Source organism: Pseudomonas sp. 5P_5.1_Bac1, assembly GCF_025466015.1.
Classification (GTDB): Bacteria; Pseudomonadota; Gammaproteobacteria; order Pseudomonadales; family Pseudomonadaceae; genus Aquipseudomonas.
The window spans coordinates 22756-39747 of record NZ_JANLNX010000091.1 but is presented as its reverse complement, the minus strand read 5'-3'; the positions used below and the strand labels follow the sequence as shown (position 1 = coordinate 39747).

16 protein-coding genes are annotated in these 16992 nt (G+C 62.1%); 6 read left to right on the top strand and 10 right to left on the bottom strand.

Annotated elements, in window-relative coordinates; all coding sequences use genetic code 11:
- Positions 1-217: 217 nt before the first annotated feature.
- The 4 genes from NTD82_RS18585 to epsC form a co-directional block, all read right to left on the bottom strand.
- Complete coding sequence (locus tag NTD82_RS18585; RefSeq protein WP_262129744.1) at positions 218-928, bottom strand: DUF4225 domain-containing protein; 711 nt, start codon at positions 926-928, stop codon at positions 218-220.
- Positions 925-1407: an Hcp family type VI secretion system effector gene (locus tag NTD82_RS18580; RefSeq protein ID WP_262129741.1), complete on the bottom strand. Its 483-nt coding sequence runs from the start codon at positions 1405-1407 to the stop codon at positions 925-927. Before NTD82_RS18580 ends, NTD82_RS18585 begins: the two co-directional genes overlap by 4 nt.
- A 137-nt stretch (positions 1408-1544) precedes the next feature.
- Positions 1545-3545, bottom strand: a complete 2001-nt coding sequence (betT, locus tag NTD82_RS18575; protein ID WP_095159452.1) for a choline transporter BetT — start codon at positions 3543-3545, stop codon at positions 1545-1547.
- A 270-nt stretch (positions 3546-3815) separates the two neighbouring features.
- Complete coding sequence (epsC, locus tag NTD82_RS18570; protein ID WP_175652950.1) at positions 3816-4751, bottom strand: serine O-acetyltransferase EpsC; 936 nt, start codon at positions 4749-4751, stop codon at positions 3816-3818.
- 264 nt (positions 4752-5015) lie between these two features.
- Between epsC and NTD82_RS18565 the strand changes: the two genes are divergently transcribed.
- From NTD82_RS18565 to tcyN, 4 genes are all read left to right on the top strand, one after another.
- Positions 5016-6014, top strand: a complete 999-nt coding sequence (locus tag NTD82_RS18565) for a D-cysteine desulfhydrase (protein ID WP_262129738.1) — start codon at positions 5016-5018, stop codon at positions 6012-6014.
- A gap of 124 nt (positions 6015-6138) precedes the next feature.
- Positions 6139-6933 carry a cystine ABC transporter substrate-binding protein gene (tcyJ, locus tag NTD82_RS18560; RefSeq protein ID WP_371864345.1) on the top strand — a complete coding sequence of 265 codons (795 nt, stop codon included), beginning with the start codon at positions 6139-6141 and terminating at the stop codon, positions 6931-6933.
- Complete coding sequence (tcyL, locus tag NTD82_RS18555) at positions 6930-7604, top strand: cystine ABC transporter permease (RefSeq protein WP_262129737.1); 675 nt, start codon at positions 6930-6932, stop codon at positions 7602-7604. Before tcyJ ends, tcyL begins: the two co-directional genes overlap by 4 nt.
- Complete coding sequence (tcyN, locus tag NTD82_RS18550) at positions 7601-8350, top strand: L-cystine ABC transporter ATP-binding protein TcyN (RefSeq protein ID WP_095159447.1); 750 nt, start codon at positions 7601-7603, stop codon at positions 8348-8350. Before tcyL ends, tcyN begins: the two co-directional genes overlap by 4 nt.
- Before the next feature lie 48 nt (positions 8351-8398).
- On the opposite strand, the gene NTD82_RS18545 is transcribed toward tcyN, so the two are convergent.
- The 6 genes from NTD82_RS18545 to dibA form a co-directional block, all read right to left on the bottom strand.
- Entirely contained in the window at positions 8399-9388 is a 990-nt protein-coding gene (locus NTD82_RS18545) for a sulfate/molybdate ABC transporter ATP-binding protein (protein ID WP_095159446.1), read from the bottom strand.
- Positions 9389-9391: 3 nt separating this feature from the next.
- Positions 9392-10264 carry a sulfate ABC transporter permease subunit CysW gene (gene cysW / locus NTD82_RS18540; RefSeq protein ID WP_095159445.1) on the bottom strand — a complete coding sequence of 291 codons (873 nt, stop codon included), beginning with the start codon at positions 10262-10264 and terminating at the stop codon, positions 9392-9394.
- A 13-nt stretch (positions 10265-10277) separates the two neighbouring features.
- On the bottom strand, positions 10278-11096 hold the full coding sequence (gene cysT / locus NTD82_RS18535; protein ID WP_262129733.1) for a sulfate ABC transporter permease subunit CysT: 819 nt from the start codon (positions 11094-11096) through the stop codon (positions 10278-10280).
- Positions 11097-11183: 87 nt separating this feature from the next.
- Positions 11184-12191: a sulfate ABC transporter substrate-binding protein gene (locus tag NTD82_RS18530; protein ID WP_262129732.1), complete on the bottom strand. Its 1008-nt coding sequence runs from the start codon at positions 12189-12191 to the stop codon at positions 11184-11186.
- A 55-nt stretch (positions 12192-12246) separates the two neighbouring features.
- Entirely contained in the window at positions 12247-12429 is a 183-nt protein-coding gene (gene oscA, locus NTD82_RS18525; protein ID WP_095159442.1) for a sulfur starvation response protein OscA, read from the bottom strand.
- A 214-nt stretch (positions 12430-12643) separates the two neighbouring features.
- Entirely contained in the window at positions 12644-14536 is a 1893-nt protein-coding gene (gene dibA, locus NTD82_RS18520) for a phosphodiesterase DibA (RefSeq protein WP_262129731.1), read from the bottom strand.
- A gap of 148 nt (positions 14537-14684) precedes the next feature.
- Here dibA and desA point away from each other — a divergent pair, with 148 nt between their 5' ends.
- Complete coding sequence (gene desA, locus NTD82_RS18515) at positions 14685-15869, top strand: delta-9 fatty acid desaturase DesA (protein ID WP_095159440.1); 1185 nt, start codon at positions 14685-14687, stop codon at positions 15867-15869.
- Between the two features lie 143 nt (positions 15870-16012).
- Positions 16013-16990, top strand: coding sequence for a GGDEF domain-containing protein (locus NTD82_RS18510; RefSeq protein WP_095159439.1), 978 nt, complete (start codon positions 16013-16015; stop codon positions 16988-16990).
- Positions 16991-16992 lie beyond the last annotated feature (2 nt).

Sequence of the window (16992 nt, the reverse complement as noted above, 5' to 3'; positions counted from 1 at the left end):
AAAACAACTGGGTGCTTATCGATAAACTCCGGAAAGCACCCGTAAAATGAAATACATCTTTGCTCTGCCAACTCCAAGTAAAAAAAACCAAACACTGAATTAAAGACAAGACAGATTACAGAATCTCTAAGCTTTAGATTTTCACCGGAAAAATGCCCTCTTAAGAGATAGGCTAGCGACACACTACCTAGCGCAAGCAGAAAAAACAGAAATATCATCACTCCTCTAAATCCTTACTCACATCTTCATGCAGCTTTTTCATCGTCAAACCTGTTGCGAGCGAATCCAGAAAAAGCGCACCTTTGCCCATCCTTGCGTAGGCGAGCTGCATATCAGAGTCTATATATCTAAATAATTTCCAAGCGCCTCTCTTCGGCACAGGCCTTAGAAATGAGACTGCAGAGAAGGTTATATCCACAGAGCCATAAGCAATATCACCTCTGGCTGGATCTTCGCCCATCCAGCCAGCGGCACTCCGATAGGCCCACCTCACCGGGCCGGTAGCGTCAGACCGCCCGGTCCAGAGATTACGACCGTTTTCGTAAAAATTATTGAAGCCATGCACTGCCATAGGAAGTCCGATAACGCAGCCTGCGCGTGATCGACACAGATCCGCCCCATCAAAAATCTGATAAAAGGCGGCTCTCAGACCAACAACCCCACTACCGGTATCAAAATGTGGCTTAAGTTCATCGTGCCAGGATTGAATGTGTTTTAGTCCATCCTCAGGCGGGATCTTCGCACTCCTCACATCCGCCAAAACCTGCCGCACGTAATACGCCATCGTCCGATTAAACCGCCCCCGCAACACCCCATCCTTGATATGCCGGGAACTGACAATGCAGGCATACCGCGTCAGGTTCGCCGCACTTTGATGAAGCTCCGAGAGCTGGTTATCCAGACGATAGGGCGAGGGCCGCGTGCTCATTCGTTCATGCCCCAGAAGGCGTAGCCACTGGTGCTGGCGGCGTGATGAACCCAGGTGATGCTGTCGTAGCGCAGCACCACCTGCTCGGTGGGCTCGGCATCGTTGAACATGAGTACGTCAGGGATATCGAGGGTGAGGCCGACGATCCGCGCGCCTTTGAGCTCTAGGGTGAAGTACTTTTGCTGGGTCGCGTCGGCGGTGCGATAGAGATCGATCTCGCAGGACACTTCTTCCCGATCAGCCAGTGCCTGCGCCAACAGCGGGCTGGATTTGTCGAGGAGCTTGTGGAGGACGAGGGGATTGTGAACAGCGTCGGAGAGGTTGCTGACACTGGTCATCGCATGGTTCAACGCCAGTATGAGGATCTGGTCGGTGTGCCCGGCCTGGCATTTGTTGCCGATGGAGGCCTGGGTGGAACATCCGGCAGAAATCAGCCCCATTTTCTTGCCGGTGATGCTCAGGTAGCTGTGGCTGGCCATCGTCGAACTCCTTGTAGGTTGGAGTTCGCAGCCTAGAGAGGTGACACGGCAGCGTCTGTGAGACGTTTCTGAAAGAGCTTGGGGAAATTAAGCAAGTTCGCGGAAGGGCCGAGCGGCCATCCCGCGAACTCGTGTCCTCAACGCACCAGATGCAAGTACTGCAAATGCCGTTCGTACTGGTCGAGGATGTCGTTGATGATCTGCTCCTTGCTGTAGCCCATCAGGTCGTAATCCTGGCTGCCTTCGCTCAGGTGCACTTCGGCGCGGTAGTAGCGACGGTTCTTCTGCTCCTGGGTGCCCAGCCCGGCGAGGGCGAAGGACGGAGTGAAGTAGCCGCGCATCTGCACCTGGTAGATAAACGGCTGTTCCTCTCCATGCCCGATCTTCAGGCTGACGTTGTCATGGCTCGGGTCTTCCTGGGTGATGACGTTCAGGCCCTTTTCGGCATACACCTCGGTCACTTCGGCAATCGCCGGACGCACCACGTCGTCCATGAAGCGGTACACCTCATCGCGTGACGGGAAGTGCACGGCCTGGCTCAGGCGCTTGCGCCAGCCGCCGCGACCGCGCCGCGACTCGGCGAACGGCGCCAGCGAGTGCATCTGCGCAATCTGTCGCTGCGATTCCAGGTAGAACGCCTTGTGCAGCCCCCACATCATCGCCAGCAGGATCAGCGAGAACGGCAGCGAGGTGAGCACCACCGCAGACTTCAGCGAGTCGATGCTGCCGGCGAACAACAAGCCGCTGGTGACCAGCGCGGTCATCACGCCCCAGAACACCCGCAGCCAGTTCGGCCCGTCCTCGTCGGTGCTGCCGCCCTTGGCCGAGAGCGTCGAGAGCACCACGGTGCCGGAGTCGGCCGAGGTGACGAAGAACACAAAGCTGATGAACACCGTGACGGCGATCACCACCTTGCTCCACGGGTAGGTTTCCAGCAGCAGGTAGAGGGTCATCGACGGGTTTTCGATGGCCGAGTCGGCCAGCGCGGTCATGCCGTGGTCGAGGACCTGGCTCAGGGCGCTGTTGCCGAAGATCGACATCCACGCCAGGGTGAAACCCAGCGGGATCAGCAGCACGCCGAAGACGAATTCGCGGATGGTCCGACCGCGGGAAATCCGCGCGATGAACAGCCCCACGAACGGCGCCCAGGCAATCCACCAGGCCCAGTAGAACACCGTCCAGTTGCCCAGCCAGTCATTGGCCTGGGTGTAGGCGTAGACGTCGAAGCTCTTGCGCGGCAACACGGCGAGGTAGTCGCCGAGGTTCTGGATCAGGGTGTTGAACAGGTGCTGGGTCGGCCCGGCGAACAGCACGAACAGCAGCAGCGCGCAGGCCAGGAACAGGTTGATATCGGACATCACCCGCACGCCCTTCTCCACCCCGGCCACCGCCACCATCACCGCCGCGCCCATCATCAGCGCGATCAGCGCCACCTGCACCCACTGGCTATGGGGGACGCCGAACAGGTAGTCGAGGCCGGAGTTCAGGTGCAGCACGCCGAAGCCCATGTCAGCGCCAAGGCCGAACACCGTGGCGATGATGCCGAAGCCGTCCACCGCGTAGCCGATGGGTCCGTTGATGCGTTTGCCGATCAGCGGATACAGCGCCGAACGCAGCGCCAGCGGCAGGTTGTGGCGGTAGGCGAAATACGCCAGGGCCATGCCGACGAAGGCGAACACGCCCCAGCCATGCAGGCCCCAGTGCAGGAACAGCAGCTGCATTGCCTGACGCCCCGCCTCCACCGTGCCGGCCTCGCCCTGGGGCGGTTGCATCAGGTGGGTGAGCGGTTCGGAAACGCAGAAGAAAAACAGGGTGATGCTGATGCCCGCGGCGAACAGCATGCCGGCCCAGGACAGGTAGCTGAACTCGGGCTGGTCGTGGTCGGCGCCGAGCTTGATCTTGCCGTAACCCGACAGCGCGGTGACCACCACGAACACCAGGTACAGGGTCATCGCCAGCATGTAGTACCAGCCGACGGTGTGCGCCGCCCAGTTCTGCGCAGCCAGCAGCCACTCGCCCGCGGCTTGCGGGTTGGCGATCACGATCAGGGCGAAGAGCAGGATGAAGCCGGCGGCGAAATAGAACACCGGTGGGTTCATGCGGATTTTGTCGCGGGAATTGTTTGACGGCGCACTCATGGGCGGTGCACCTCGCAAGGCGGGAAAGTGGTCGGATTGAACGGGTTCAGCAAAGGCTAATCCTCCTGATGAACACCGGCAGTTCACCAGCGTTTAATTTGAACAAGCGTTCAAGTTAAACATGGATACGAATTTGAAGCGACCGATAGCCGACCGTTAGCGTTGGTTTTTTGGGGCCTGATCGCGAGCAAGCTCGCTCCTACAAATCGGGCGTTTATAACAACGCCTGTAGGAGCGAGCTTGCTCGCGATCAGGCCTCCAAACGACCTCTTACTTCTGCGCCCCATCCGCATGCTGCAACAGGTTCGCCTGGGTCAAGTTGCTCTCCGCCGGCACGCTGCGGGTCAGCCAGACGTTACCGCCGATGGTCGAGCCCTTGCCGATGGTGATCCGTCCCAGAATGGTCGCGCCGGCATAAATCACCACATCGTCCTCGACGATCGGGTGACGCGGGTGACCCTTCTGCAGCTTGCCGCATTCGTCTTCGGGGAAGCGCTTGGCGCCGAGGGTCACGGCCTGGTAGATGCGCACCCGCTCGCCAATGATCGCGGTCTCGCCGATCACCACGCCGGTGCCGTGGTCGATGAAGAAACTCGGGCCGATCTGCGCGCCAGGGTGAATGTCGATACCGGTCGCCGAGTGCGCCAGCTCCGAGCTGATCCGCGCCAGCAACGGCAGGCCGGCGCGGTACAGGTGGTGGGCGAGACGGTGATGGATGATCGCCAGCACGCCCGGGTAGCACAGCAGCACTTCATCGACGCTGCGCGCCGCCGGGTCGCCGTGGAAGGCGGCCAGAACGTCGGTGTCGAGCAGGACACGCATGGCCGGCAAGGCGGCGGCGAATTCCTGGATCAGGCGCAGGGCGGTGGCGTCGACATTGGCGTCCTCGGCCTGGCCGTGCCGCGCCGCATAGCGCAGTTCCAGGCGGGCCTGGGCCAGCAGTGAAGTCAATGCCGCGTCGAGGGTGTGGCCGACGTAGAAGTCTTCGCTTTCTTCACGCAGGTCCACCGGACCCAGACGCATCGGGAACAGCGCGCCGCACAACTGTTCGAGGATCTGTCGCACGGCCTCACGCGACGGCAATTCGCGCCCGCCCTGCTCGCCGCTGCTGCGGCCATTGCGGGTGCGCCACTGATCGCGGGCCGAACGAAGCTGGCCGACGATGGACTGAAGTTGCCAATACCCGGATTGCGCGTTGTCGCTCACGGTTGTTTCTCCTGCTCGGCGGCATGGGACTGGAAGGGGAAGGCCGCTCTCTTGAACCGCACTCTACGACATGAAACGGGGGGGGAAAAAATAATGGTTTATGCCGGTTGGCTATATAGATGGCATAAGCCGATTAGGCCTGCCTCAGGCGGCCATCGCGAGCAAGCTCGCTCCTGCAGAATTCATCCGGTGCTGCTGCCAGGCACGGTTGCCCATGCCCGAATGCCTGCCTATGCTCGAATTTTCCTACAACCGACTTCCGCCATGATCGAACGACAACTCGCCCGCTTCAATCGCCTGGAACTGCTCGCCACGCCCACCCCGCTGGAAAAACTTCAGCGGCTTTCCGACTGGGCCGGGCGCGAGATCTGGATCAAGCGCGATGACCTCACCCCGCTGGCCCTCGGCGGCAACAAACTGCGCAAGCTCGAGTACCTCGCCGCCGATGCCCTGGCCAAGGGCGCCGACACGCTGATCACCGCCGGCGCGATCCAGTCCAATCACGTGCGCCAGACTGCCGCCCTCGCCGCCCGCCTCGGCCTCGGCTGCGTGGCACTGCTGGAAAACCCGATCGGCACCGACTCGGCCAGCTACCTGGAAAACGGCAACCGCCTGCTGCTGGACCTGTTCGACGCCAAGGTCGAGTTGGTGGACAACCTCGACAACGCCGACGACCTGCTGCAAGCCCTCGCCGTGCGCCTGCACGCCAGCGGCCGCAAGCCGTACTTGGTGCCCATCGGCGGCTCCAACGCCCTTGGCGCGCTGGGTTACGTGCGCGCCGGCCTGGAACTGGCCGAGCAGATCGAACAGAGCGGCCAGACCTTCGCCGGCGTAGTGCTCGCGTCCGGCAGCGCCGGCACCCACAGCGGCCTGGCCCTGGCGCTGGCCGAGCGCTTGCCGGACCTGCCGGTGATCGGCATCACCGTGTCGCGCAGCGAAGAGGCGCAACTGCCCAAGGTCCAGGGCCTCGCCGAGCGCACCGCGGAGTTGTTGGGCGTCCGTTTGCCGGACGCGTTCAAGGTACGTTTGTGGGACGAGTACTACGCTCCACGCTATGGCGAAGCCAACGCTGGCGGCCTCGCGGCTATCCGTTTACTGGCCAGCCACGAAGGGCTGCTGCTCGATCCGGTCTACACCGGCAAGGCTATGGCCGGCCTGTTGGACGGCATCGCCCGGCAGCGATTCGATGACGGTCCGCTGATTTTTCTGCACACCGGCGGGGCCCCGGCATTATTCGCCTACCCTGATGTCTGTAAACGCTGAAACTGGCGTCGGTTTATAGGTCAAACCGCTATAGGAAAATGCTTTTTTATTATTTTTTGACTCTATGAATCGCGCCCTATAGTCACCACCACTTTCACAACAAGATTGGGGACAGGGCATGACGATTTCCGTTTTCACCAAACGCATTCTGGGTATCGGCGCCGGCATCGTTCTGGGCGCCAGCGTGCTCAGCCAGGCCATCGCCGGCGAGCAATTGCAGACCATCAAGGACAAGGGCGTCATCAACATCGGCCTGGAAGGCACCTACCCGCCGTTCAGCTACGTCGATGCCGACGGCAAGCTCACCGGCTTCGAGGTGGAACTGTCCGAGGCCCTGGCCAAGCAACTCGGGGTCAAGGCCAAGGTGCAGCCGACCAAATGGGACGGCATCCTCGCCGCCCTGGAATCCAAGCGCCTGGACGTGGTGGTCAACCAGGTGACGATCTCCGAAGAGCGCAAGAAAAAATACGACTTCTCCAAGCCCTACACCGTGTCCGGCATCCAGGCACTGATCCTGAAGAAAAAGGCCGCGGAGCTGAATATCAATGCCGCCGCCGACCTGGCCGGCAAGAAAGTCGGCGTCGGCCTGGGCACCAACTACGAACAGTGGGTCAAGCAGGACGTGCCGAAGGCCGACGTGCGCACCTACGAGGATGACCCGAGCAAGTTCGCCGACCTGCGCAACGGCCGCATCGACGCCATCCTGATCGACCGCCTCGCCGCCCTCGAATACGCCCAGAAAGCCAAGGACACCGAACTCGCCGGCGCCGCCTTCTCGCGCCTGGAGTCGGGCATCGCACTGCGCAAGGGCGAGCCGGAACTGCTCGACGCCATCAACCAGGCACTGGACAAGCTGCGGGCTGACGGCACGCTGGCCAAGCTGTCGGAGAAATACTTCGGTGCTGATGTCACGCAATGATCGCTGAAAGCCTGCAACTCGTTGCCGACTCCGCGCCCTTCCTGCTGAAGGGCGCTGGCTACACGGTGCTGCTCAGTGTCGGCGGCATGTTCTTCGGCCTGGTGCTCGGTTTTGCCCTGGCACTGATGCGCCTGTCGAAGACACCGCTGCTGGACTGGCCGGCGCGGATCTACGTGTCGTTCTTTCGCGGCACGCCGCTGCTGGTGCAGTTGTTCGTGATCTATTTCGGCATGCCGCAGATCGGGATCGAACTCGACCCGATCCCGGCATCGCTGATCGGCCTGTCGCTGAACATGGCCGCGTACATCTGCGAAATCCTCCGCGGCGCGATCGCGTCGATCGACCGTGGCCAGTGGGAAGCGGCGGCCAGTATCGGCATGACCCGCACCCAGGCGATGCGCCGGGCGATCCTGCCGCAAGCCCTGCGCACGGCATTGCCGCCGCTGGGCAACAGCTTCATTTCGCTGGTCAAGGACACCGCCCTGGCGGCCACCATCCAGGTGCCCGAACTGTTCCGCCAGGCGCAACTGATCACCGCGCGCACCTTCGAAGTCTTCACCATGTACCTCGCGGTGGCGGTCATCTACTGGGTGCTCTGCAGCGTCCTCGCGCACGTCCAGCAGCGCATGGAAACCCGGGTCAACCGGCATGACGAGGAGCCGCGACGATGATCCAGGTACAACGGCTGAACAAGCAGTTCAACGGCCAGACCGTGCTCAAAGACATCGACCTGACGGTCGAGCCCGGCGAGGTCATCGCCATCATCGGCCCCAGCGGCTCGGGCAAGACCACCTTCCTGCGCTGCCTGAACCTGCTGGAAACCCCCGACAGCGGGGTGATCCGCGTCGGCGATATCGAGATCGACGGCAGCCGCCCGCTCAGCCAGCAGTCGGGACTGATCCGGCGCTTGCGCCAAGAGGTCGGTTTCGTCTTCCAGAGCTTCAACCTGTTCCCCCATCGAACCGCCCTGGAAAACGTCATCGAAGGCCCGGTGGTGGTGAAGAAGACCCCGCGCGACAAAGCCGAGGCCTTGGGCCGGGCCTTGCTGGCCAAGGTCGGCCTGGCGGGCAAAGAGGATGCCTACCCACGCCGGCTCTCCGGCGGCCAGCAGCAGCGGGTCGCCATCGCACGCGCGTTGGCGATGGAGCCGCAAGTGATCCTTTTCGACGAACCCACCTCGGCGCTCGACCCGGAGCTGGTGGGCGAAGTGTTGGCGACCATCCGCGGCCTGGCCGAGGAAAAGCGCACCATGATCATCGTCACCCACGAAATGAATTTCGCCCGCGACGTCGCCAATCGGGTGATCTTTTTCGACAAGGGTGTGATCGTCGAGCAGGGCGAGGCGAAGGCGCTGTTTGCCAATCCGCAGCATGAGCGGACACGGCAGTTTCTCGGCAAGATTCTCGGGTCGGCCTGAGCATTCTCGGGACTCATCGCCTATGCAGCGATGAGCCCCGCAGCCCCGTCAGATGTTCTCGACTTTCTGCCAGACCTTCGGCTTGAAGAACAACGTCTCGCCCCGCGCCAGCCCGGTCAGGCTGTCGTGGTCCTTGACCACTTCGGCTTCGATCAGCTCGCTCTGCCCTTCCACTTTCAACGTCACCCGGGTGGTGGCGCCCAGTGGGCGGATGTCGCGGACTTCGGCGACGTGGTGGCCTTCCACTTCATGCCGCGACAGCGACACTTCATGCGGACGGAACAGGACGTGGTGGTTCTCGCTCAGGTGCAGGCGGTTCGAATCGCCCAGGAAGTGGTAGACGAAATCGCTGGCCGGGTTCTCGTAAACCTCGCCCGGCGAGCCGATCTGTTCGATCACGCCCTTGTTCATCACCACGATGCGGTCCGCCACTTCCATGGCTTCTTCCTGGTCGTGGGTCACGAACACGGAGGTCAGGTTGATGTCTTCGTGCAGCCGCGCCAGCCAGCGGCGCAGTTCTTTACGGACCTTGGCGTCCAGCGCGCCGAACGGTTCGTCCAGCAGCAGCACCTTGGGCTCGACCGCGAGGGCACGGGCCAGGGCGATACGCTGGCGCTGACCACCGGAAAGCTGCTCCGGATAACGATCAGCCAGCCAGTCGAGCTGGACCATGTTCAGCAGCTCGTGGACCTTCTCGGCAATGCGGCTTTCGTTCGGGCGCTCGCCCTTGGGCTTCATGCGCAGGCCGAAGGCGACGTTGTCGAACACGCTCATGTGACGGAACAGGGCGTAGTGCTGGAACACGAACCCGACGTTGCGATCACGCACGTCGTGGCCGGAAACGTCCTCGCCGTGGAACACGATATTGCCGTCGTCCGGGGTTTCCAGGCCGGCGATGATGCGCAGCAGGGTGGTTTTGCCACAGCCGGACGGGCCGAGCAGGGCCACCAGCTCGCCGCTGTGGATATCCAGGTTGATGTTGTTCAGGGCCTGGAAGGCATTGAAGCGCTTGCTGACATTACGAACTTCGATCGACATGAATTATTCCTCCGCTGCGCTTTGGCGCAGACGGTTAATGCGGTTCTCGCTCCACTGCTTGAGCAGCAGGATGAAGAGCGCCAGGATCAGCAACAGGCTGGCCACGCTGAAGGCCGCGACATGGTTGTATTCGTTGTAGAGGATCTCGACATGCAGCGGCAAGGTGTTGGTCACGCCGCGGATGTGGCCGGACACCACCGACACCGCGCCGAACTCACCCATCGCCCGCGCGGTACACAGCACCACGCCGTAGATCAGGCCCCATTTGATGTTCGGCACGGTCACGTGCCAGAACATCTGCCAGCCGTTGGCGCCCAGCAGGCGCGCGGCCTCTTCTTCCTGGGTGCCCTGCTCCTGCATCAGCGGGATCAGTTCACGGGCAACGAAGGGCACGGTGACGAAGATGGTCGCCAGGACGATCCCCGGCAGGGCGAAGACGATCTGGATGTCGTGGTCCTGCAGCCATGGGCCAAGGAAGCCCTGGGCGCCGAACATCAGCACGTAGACCAGACCGGCGATCACCGGCGAGACCGAGAACGGCAGGTCGATCAGGGTGACCAGCACGCTTTTGCCGCGGAAGTTGTACTTGCTCACGCACCAGGCTGCGCTAACCCCGAACACCAGGTTCAGCGGCACCGAGATGGCCACGGCGATAAGGGTCAGTTTCAGCGCGGACAGGGCGTCGGCTTCGAAGATCGCCTCGAAGAACGTGCCCAGGCCCATTTTCAGGCCCTGGGACACCACGATGACCAGCGGCAACAGCAGGAACAGGGCGAAGACCAGCCAGCCCAGGCCGATCAGGATACGCCGCGCGGAATCGCTGCCACGGCGGGCGGCATTGGCCGAAGCGGCTACGCCAACAGAAGATGCAGACATGCTCAGGCCTCCTTCAAGGGGTTTCGATACGCCGCTGCAGCAAGTTGATCAGCAGCAGCAGGATGAAGGAAACCACCAGCATCAGCACGCCGATGGCAGTGGCGCCGGTGTAGTCGTACTGGTCGAGCTTGACCATGATCAGCAGCGGCAGGATCTCGGTCTTCATCGGCATGTTGCCGGCAATGAAGATCACCGAACCGTACTCGCCGACCCCACGGGCGAAGGCCAGGGCGAAGCCGGTCAGCCACGCCGGCAGCAAGGCCGGCGCCAGCACATAACGGAACACCTGCAGCGGCTTGGCGCCGAGGCAGGCGGCGGCTTCTTCGACTTCACGCGGGATGTCGGCCAGCACCGGCTGCACCGTGCGCACCACGAACGGCAGGGTGACGAAGGTCAGTGCCAGGGTGATGCCGAGCGGGGTGTAGGCGATCTTGAAACCGAGGTCGGTGGCGAACTGGCCAACCCAGCCGGACGGCGCGTACAGCGCGGTGAGGGCGATACCGGCCACGGCGGTGGGCAGAGCGAACGGCAGGTCGATCATCGCGTCGATGATCTTGCGGCCGGGGAAGGTGTAGCGCACCAGCACCCAGGCCAGCAACGTGCCGATCAGGCCGTTGATGATGGCGGCGCAGAGGGCGGTGCCGAAGCTCAGCTTCAGTGCCGCGAGCACCCGCGGTGCACTGACGATGGCCCAGAACTGCTCCCAGGTGAGCTGGGAGGCATGCACGAACATGGCCCCCAGCGGTATGAGCACAATCAAGCTGAGGTACACCAAGGTGTAACCCAGCGTCAGCCCGAAGCCGGGTATGACGGGGGATATACGACGAGACATAAAGGTCCTTGGTTGAACGCATTGAGCCCGGGACTATGCCCGGGCCCATGCTGGCTACGAAACGGCTCCTGCTCTATCGGGCAACAATCACTGCGCCGTGTAGATCTGGTCGAAAACGCCACCGTCATTGAAGAACTTGGGTTGGGCAGTTTTCCAGCCGCCGAAGTCTTTGTCGATAGTCACCAGGTCCAGTTTCGGGAACTGCTTGGCGTATTCAGCGGCCACCTTGGCGTCACGCGGACGGTAGAAGTTGTCGGCGGCGATCTTCTGGCCAGCCGGGCTGTACAGGTGCTTGAGGTATTCCTCGGCGATCTGCTCGTTGCCTTTCTTCTCGGCGTTCTTGTCGACCACGGCCACTGGCGGCTCGGCGAGGATCGACAGGGACGGCACGACGATTTCGAACTTGTCGGCACCGCCGTCTTCTTTCAGCGCCAGGAACGCTTCGTTTTCCCAGGCCAGCAGCACGTCACCCTGACCGTTGTTGACGAAGGTGATGGTCGAACCACGGGCGCCGGTATCCAGCACCGGTACGTGCTTGAACAGTTCTTTCACGTATTCCTGCGCCTTGGCATCGCTGCCACCGGCTTTCAGGCCGTAGGCCCAGGCGGCGAGGAAGTTCCAGCGAGCGCCGCCGGAGGTTTTCGGGTTCGGGGTGATGACCGAAACGTCTTTCTTGATCAGGTCGCCCCAGTCTTTGATGCCTTTCGGGTTGCCCTTGCGGACCAGGAACACGATGGTCGAGGTGTACGGGGTGCTGGCGTCCGGCAGGCGGGTCTGCCAGTTCTCCGGCAGGGTCTTGCCGAGCTTGGCGACTTCGTCGATGTCACCGGCCAGGGCCAGGGTCACCACGTCGGCGCGCAGGCCGTCGATCACGGCACGGGCCTGTTTGCCCGAACCGCCGTGGGACTGCTGGATCTTCACTTTGTCGTCCGGGTGAGCCTGCTGCCAGTGCTTGATGAACTCGGCGTTGTACTGCTGATACAGCTCGCGGGTCGGGTCATAGGACACGTTCAACAGCTCGTAGTCCTTGGCGATGGCGGAACCGGCAAAAACGGCGCTGGCGAGTGCAGCCAGGGCATAACGGCGGATAGACATGGTGAAGCTCCCGATTGGCATTTTTTTCTAATGTGTTGGTGCGGCTGGCAGCGCTTCAGCTTGGTTTGTTGCTGGAGTTCTGCAGGCGGAATTTTTCCTTGCGTTCGATCTGTACAACTTGGGCGTTGTGCACAGTGATTTCCACCGCGCCGAATCGCAGGTCACGCAATGCGCTCTGGATTTCACGCAGGATGGTGGCTTCGTCCTGACCGTCAACGCTACGCAGAGATGCGCTCATGCTCGTGCTCCTGTGAATAAGGGGGCCCGGGAGCAGCGTGTAGGAAGGTGACTGCGCCTGGTGTAGGGGCAATCTTAGAGAGGGCTGAATATTCTTAAAAATACTATTTAAGAATGTTTATATAACTGAAAAATCAACTGCAAGCTTGAAGCGGCAAGCTGCAAGAAAAAGCGGTAGCAACGGCGCGGATCTGCTGTGACTTGCAGCTTGCGGCTTAGAAGCGCAGATCCTGTGGCGGCACCGGCCGCCCGTACCAGTAGCCCTGGCCCATGTCGCACTGGTGCTCCAGCAGGAAGCGCGCCTGCTCGGACTGCTCGATGCCCTCGGCATGGATCTGCATCCCCATGCTGCGCGCCAGGGCGATGATGACCCGGACGATCGCCACGTCATCGTCATCATTGGGCAACCCGGCGACGAAGCCCTGGTCGATCTTCAGCTTCTGCACCGGCAAGCGCTTGAGCCGCAGCAGCGACGAGTAGCCGGTGCCGAAGTCGTCGATGGCCAGGCGCAAGCCCAGTTCACGCAGGCGATGCAGTTGTTCGAGGGCGACTTCGGGGTCTTCCATCACCGCGCTTTCGGTCACTTCGACCTCCAGCCGCGACGGCTCCAGCCCGGTTTCGTCCAGCACCCGGGCGACCTGCTGGTACATGTCGCGGTTGGCGAACAACCGGCTGGAAACGTTCACCGCGACGAACTCCAGCGCCCGCCCTTGCGCCAGCCACTCCACCATCTGCGAACAGGCCTGGCGCATGACCCAGGTGTCGATATCGGCGATCAGCCCGGTGCGCTCGGCAATCGGGATGAACTCCCCCGGCGGCACCAGCCCGCGTTCGGGATGCTGCCAGCGCACCAGCGATTCCAGGCCGATCATCCGGCCGCTGAACAGGTCATGCACCGGCTGGTAGTAGACCCGTAGTTCGCCCTGCTCCAACGCGCGGCGCAGTTCGATGGCGGTTTCGACCCGCTGCTGGGCATGAGCAGTGAGTTCTTCGGTGTACAGGGCATAGCCGGAACGGCCGTTGCTCTTGGCCTTGAACAACGCGGCATCGGCGTTGCGCAGCAACTGCTCGGCGCTTTGCGCATCGCTGGGGAACAGGCTGATGCCAATGCTCGCGCTGCTGAACAGGCGGTGGTTTTCCAGTTCGTAGGGCTCTTTGAGCACATCGACGATCAGTTGCGCGAGGTCCGCAGCCTGGCCGACCTGAGAGCAGTTTTCGCTGAGGATGGCGAATTCATCACCGCCGAGGCGCGCCAAGGTGACGCCGGGGTCGATCACCAGTTTGAGACGATCGGCCACGGCCTTGAGCAACTGGTCGCCGATGTTGTGGCCGAGGCTGTCGTTGATGCTCTGGAAGTGGTCCAGGTCGAGCAGCAGCAAGGCGCAGCCGCGCTTGTTGGCCTGCGCCGTGGCCAGCGCTTGCTGGGCGCGGTCGTTGAACAGCAAGCGGTTGGGCAGGTCGGTCAGGGGGTCGTGGTGGACCAGATAGGCCAGCTCGCGTTCGGTGTGCTTGATCACGCTGATGTCGCTGAACACCGCAACATAGTGGGTCAACATCCCGCCATCGTCGCGGATCGCGCAAATGGTCTGCCACTGCGGGTACACCTCGCCGCTTTTGCGCCGGTTCCAGACCTCGCCGCTCCACTCGCCCTTGTCGTGCAGGGTCTGGTACATCTGCTGGTAGAACTTCTGGTCGTGGCGGCCGGACTTGAACTTGTTCGGTCGCTGACCGATGACTTCGTCCTTCTGGTAGCCGGTGATGCGCATGAAGGCGCGGTTCACATGGACGATGATGCCATCGGCGTTACTGACCAGCACGCCTTCGAGGGTGCTGTCGAACACCGCCGCGGCCATGCGCAGGCGTTCGCGGTCTTCGCGGCGCAAGCGCGCACCAAGGCCGATGAAATTGAGCAAACGCACGCGGGAAACGAAGATCAGCAAGGCGCTGCAGGCGGCCCATGTGTAGGCATTGATAAGCTGCCAGCGCGCCATCTGGGCCGGATCATCGAAAACATTGCTTAATATTTGATCAGAAACCACCAGCCAGAGAATTGACAGCACCAGGTAAAACGCGGCCATTCTCAGGGCGTCTCGTGCAGAAACAGACATAGGGTCACAGATGCCCACATCAAAAGATGGGGCATTATAGGGCAGAATTCCTCGTTGACCTCCTATCAAAAAGGCCGACTGGTTTTATTTAACATGCCAGTGATAATACTCATCGCTGTTTTTCCGCTCTAAGAGGGCATATCCACCTATGTGGTACTACGGTTTACTCGACCTGTCGGCCTGGCAATTGCTGGCGGTCACCCTGCTGATGACCCACGTGACCATCGTTGCGGTCACGGTCTACCTGCACCGCTATTCGGCGCACCGTTCCCTGGAACTGAACGCCGGCCTCAAGCATTTCTTCCGTTTCTGGCTGTGGCTGACCACGGCGCAGAACACCCGCGAGTGGACCGCCATCCACCGCAAGCACCACGCCAAATGCGAAACCGTGGATGACCCGCACAGCCCGGTGATCAAGGGGCTGTCCACGGTGCTGCGCAAGGGCGCCGAGCTGTACCGCGCCGAAGCGCAGAACCCGGAAACCCTGCGCATCTACGGCAAGAACTGCCCCGAAGACTGGATCGAGCGCAACCTCTACTCGCGCTACAAGCTCGGCGGCATCGCGCTGATGGCGGTGATCGACCTGCTGCTGTTCGGCACCATCGGCATCACCATCTGGGCTATCCAGATGATGTGGATTCCGTTCTGGGCTGCCGGCGTGGTCAACGGCCTTGGCCACGCGGTGGGCTACCGCAACTTCGAATGCCGCGACGCCGCGACCAACCTGGTGCCATGGGGCATCGTGATTGGCGGCGAAGAGCTGCACAACAACCATCACACCTACCCCAACTCGGCCAAGCTGTCGGTCAAGCGCTGGGAGTTCGACATGGGTTGGGCCTGGATCAAGCTGTTCACCTGGCTGCGCCTGGCCAAGGTGCAACGCGTCGCGCCGATCGCCCACCGGGTCGAAGGCAAGGGCCAGTTGGACATGGACACCGCCATGGCGATCCTCAACAACCGCTTCCAGATCATGGCCCAGTACCGCAAGTTGGTAATCGGCCCGCTGGTCAAGCAGGAACTGGCCCGGGTCGATGACTCAGTGCGCCATCAGTTCCGCCGCGCCAAGCGCCTGCTGTCGCGCGAGACCAGCCTGCTGGAAGATCGTCATCACCAGCGCATCCAGACCATGCTGGAGCACAGCCAGGCGCTCAAGACCATCTACGAGAAGCGCCTGGCGCTACAGCAGATCTGGGCCCGCACCAGCGCCAACGGCCACGACATGCTCGCCGCGATCAAGGACTGGGTCCACGAGGCCGAGGCCAGCGGTATCCACTCGCTGCGCGAGTTCGCCGCGCAATTGAAAACCTACTCGCTGCGCCCTGCCCTGGCCTGATGGCCACTGATCGGAGCGCCCCGCCAGCGGGCGCTCCGCCTGGAACTTCCCCCCTTCATTTCGCTCTTACCAACATGTCGCCCGCCAGCCTGGCGGGTCGGGTCGTGGCCGCACGTCCCCGCCTTACAAGAAGTACTGCGAACATGGTCAATAGCACCCCACCGTTCAATCCGCCTCCCGAGGCGGCTCAGGTTTTGCTGGCGCTCATGCATGCTCAGGGCGAAGTCGCCCGCCTGAGCGAGCGCGAGCAACTGATCAGCTCCCTGCTCGACAGCGTCAACGCCATTCTCTGGGCCTTCGACTGGGAATCCCGGCAGATGCTCTACGTCAGCCCGGCCTACGAGCGTATCTTCGGCCGTCCCGCGAACCTGCTGCTGGCCGACTACAACCAGTGGCGCGACAGCATCTACCCCGACGACCTGGATTACGCCGAACGCAGCCTCGCCGAGGTGCTGGTCAAGGGCGCGGTAGAAGATCGCGAGTACCGCATCATCGCCGCCGACGGCCAGGTGCGCTGGCTCAGCGACAAATGCTTCATCAACCAGCAGGCCGACGGCCAGCGGCTGATCGTGGTGGGCATGGCCGAGGACATCACCGAGAAGAAACTGCTCGAAGGCGAGCTGCAACGCCTGGCCACCACCGATGTGCTGACCCAGAGCAGCAACCGCCGGCACTTCTTCGACTGCGCCGGCCAGGCCTTCGACAAGGCCCGTCAGGATGGTGCGCCGCTGTCGTTCCTGCTGCTGGACATCGATGACTTCAAGCAGGTAAACGACACCTACGGCCACCCCGAGGGTGATCAAGTCTTGCAGCGCATCGCCGACAGCGGCAAGGCGGCGCTACGCCGGGGCGACCTGTTCGGGCGGATTGGTGGCGAGGAGTTCGCGGCGGTGTTCCCGGGTTGCACGCCAGAGCTGGCGATGCAGGTGGCGCAGCGGCTGCAGCGGGAGATTCAGCGGCTGAGTTTCAGCCATGAAGGGCACACGTACGGCGTGACGGTCAGTCAGGGACTGACCGGCATGATCGAGGACGATGAAGTGCTCGATAACCTGTTTGCCCGGGCGGATGCGGCGATGTATGAGGCCAAGCGCAAGGGCAAGAATCAGATCGTTTTGGGGTGATT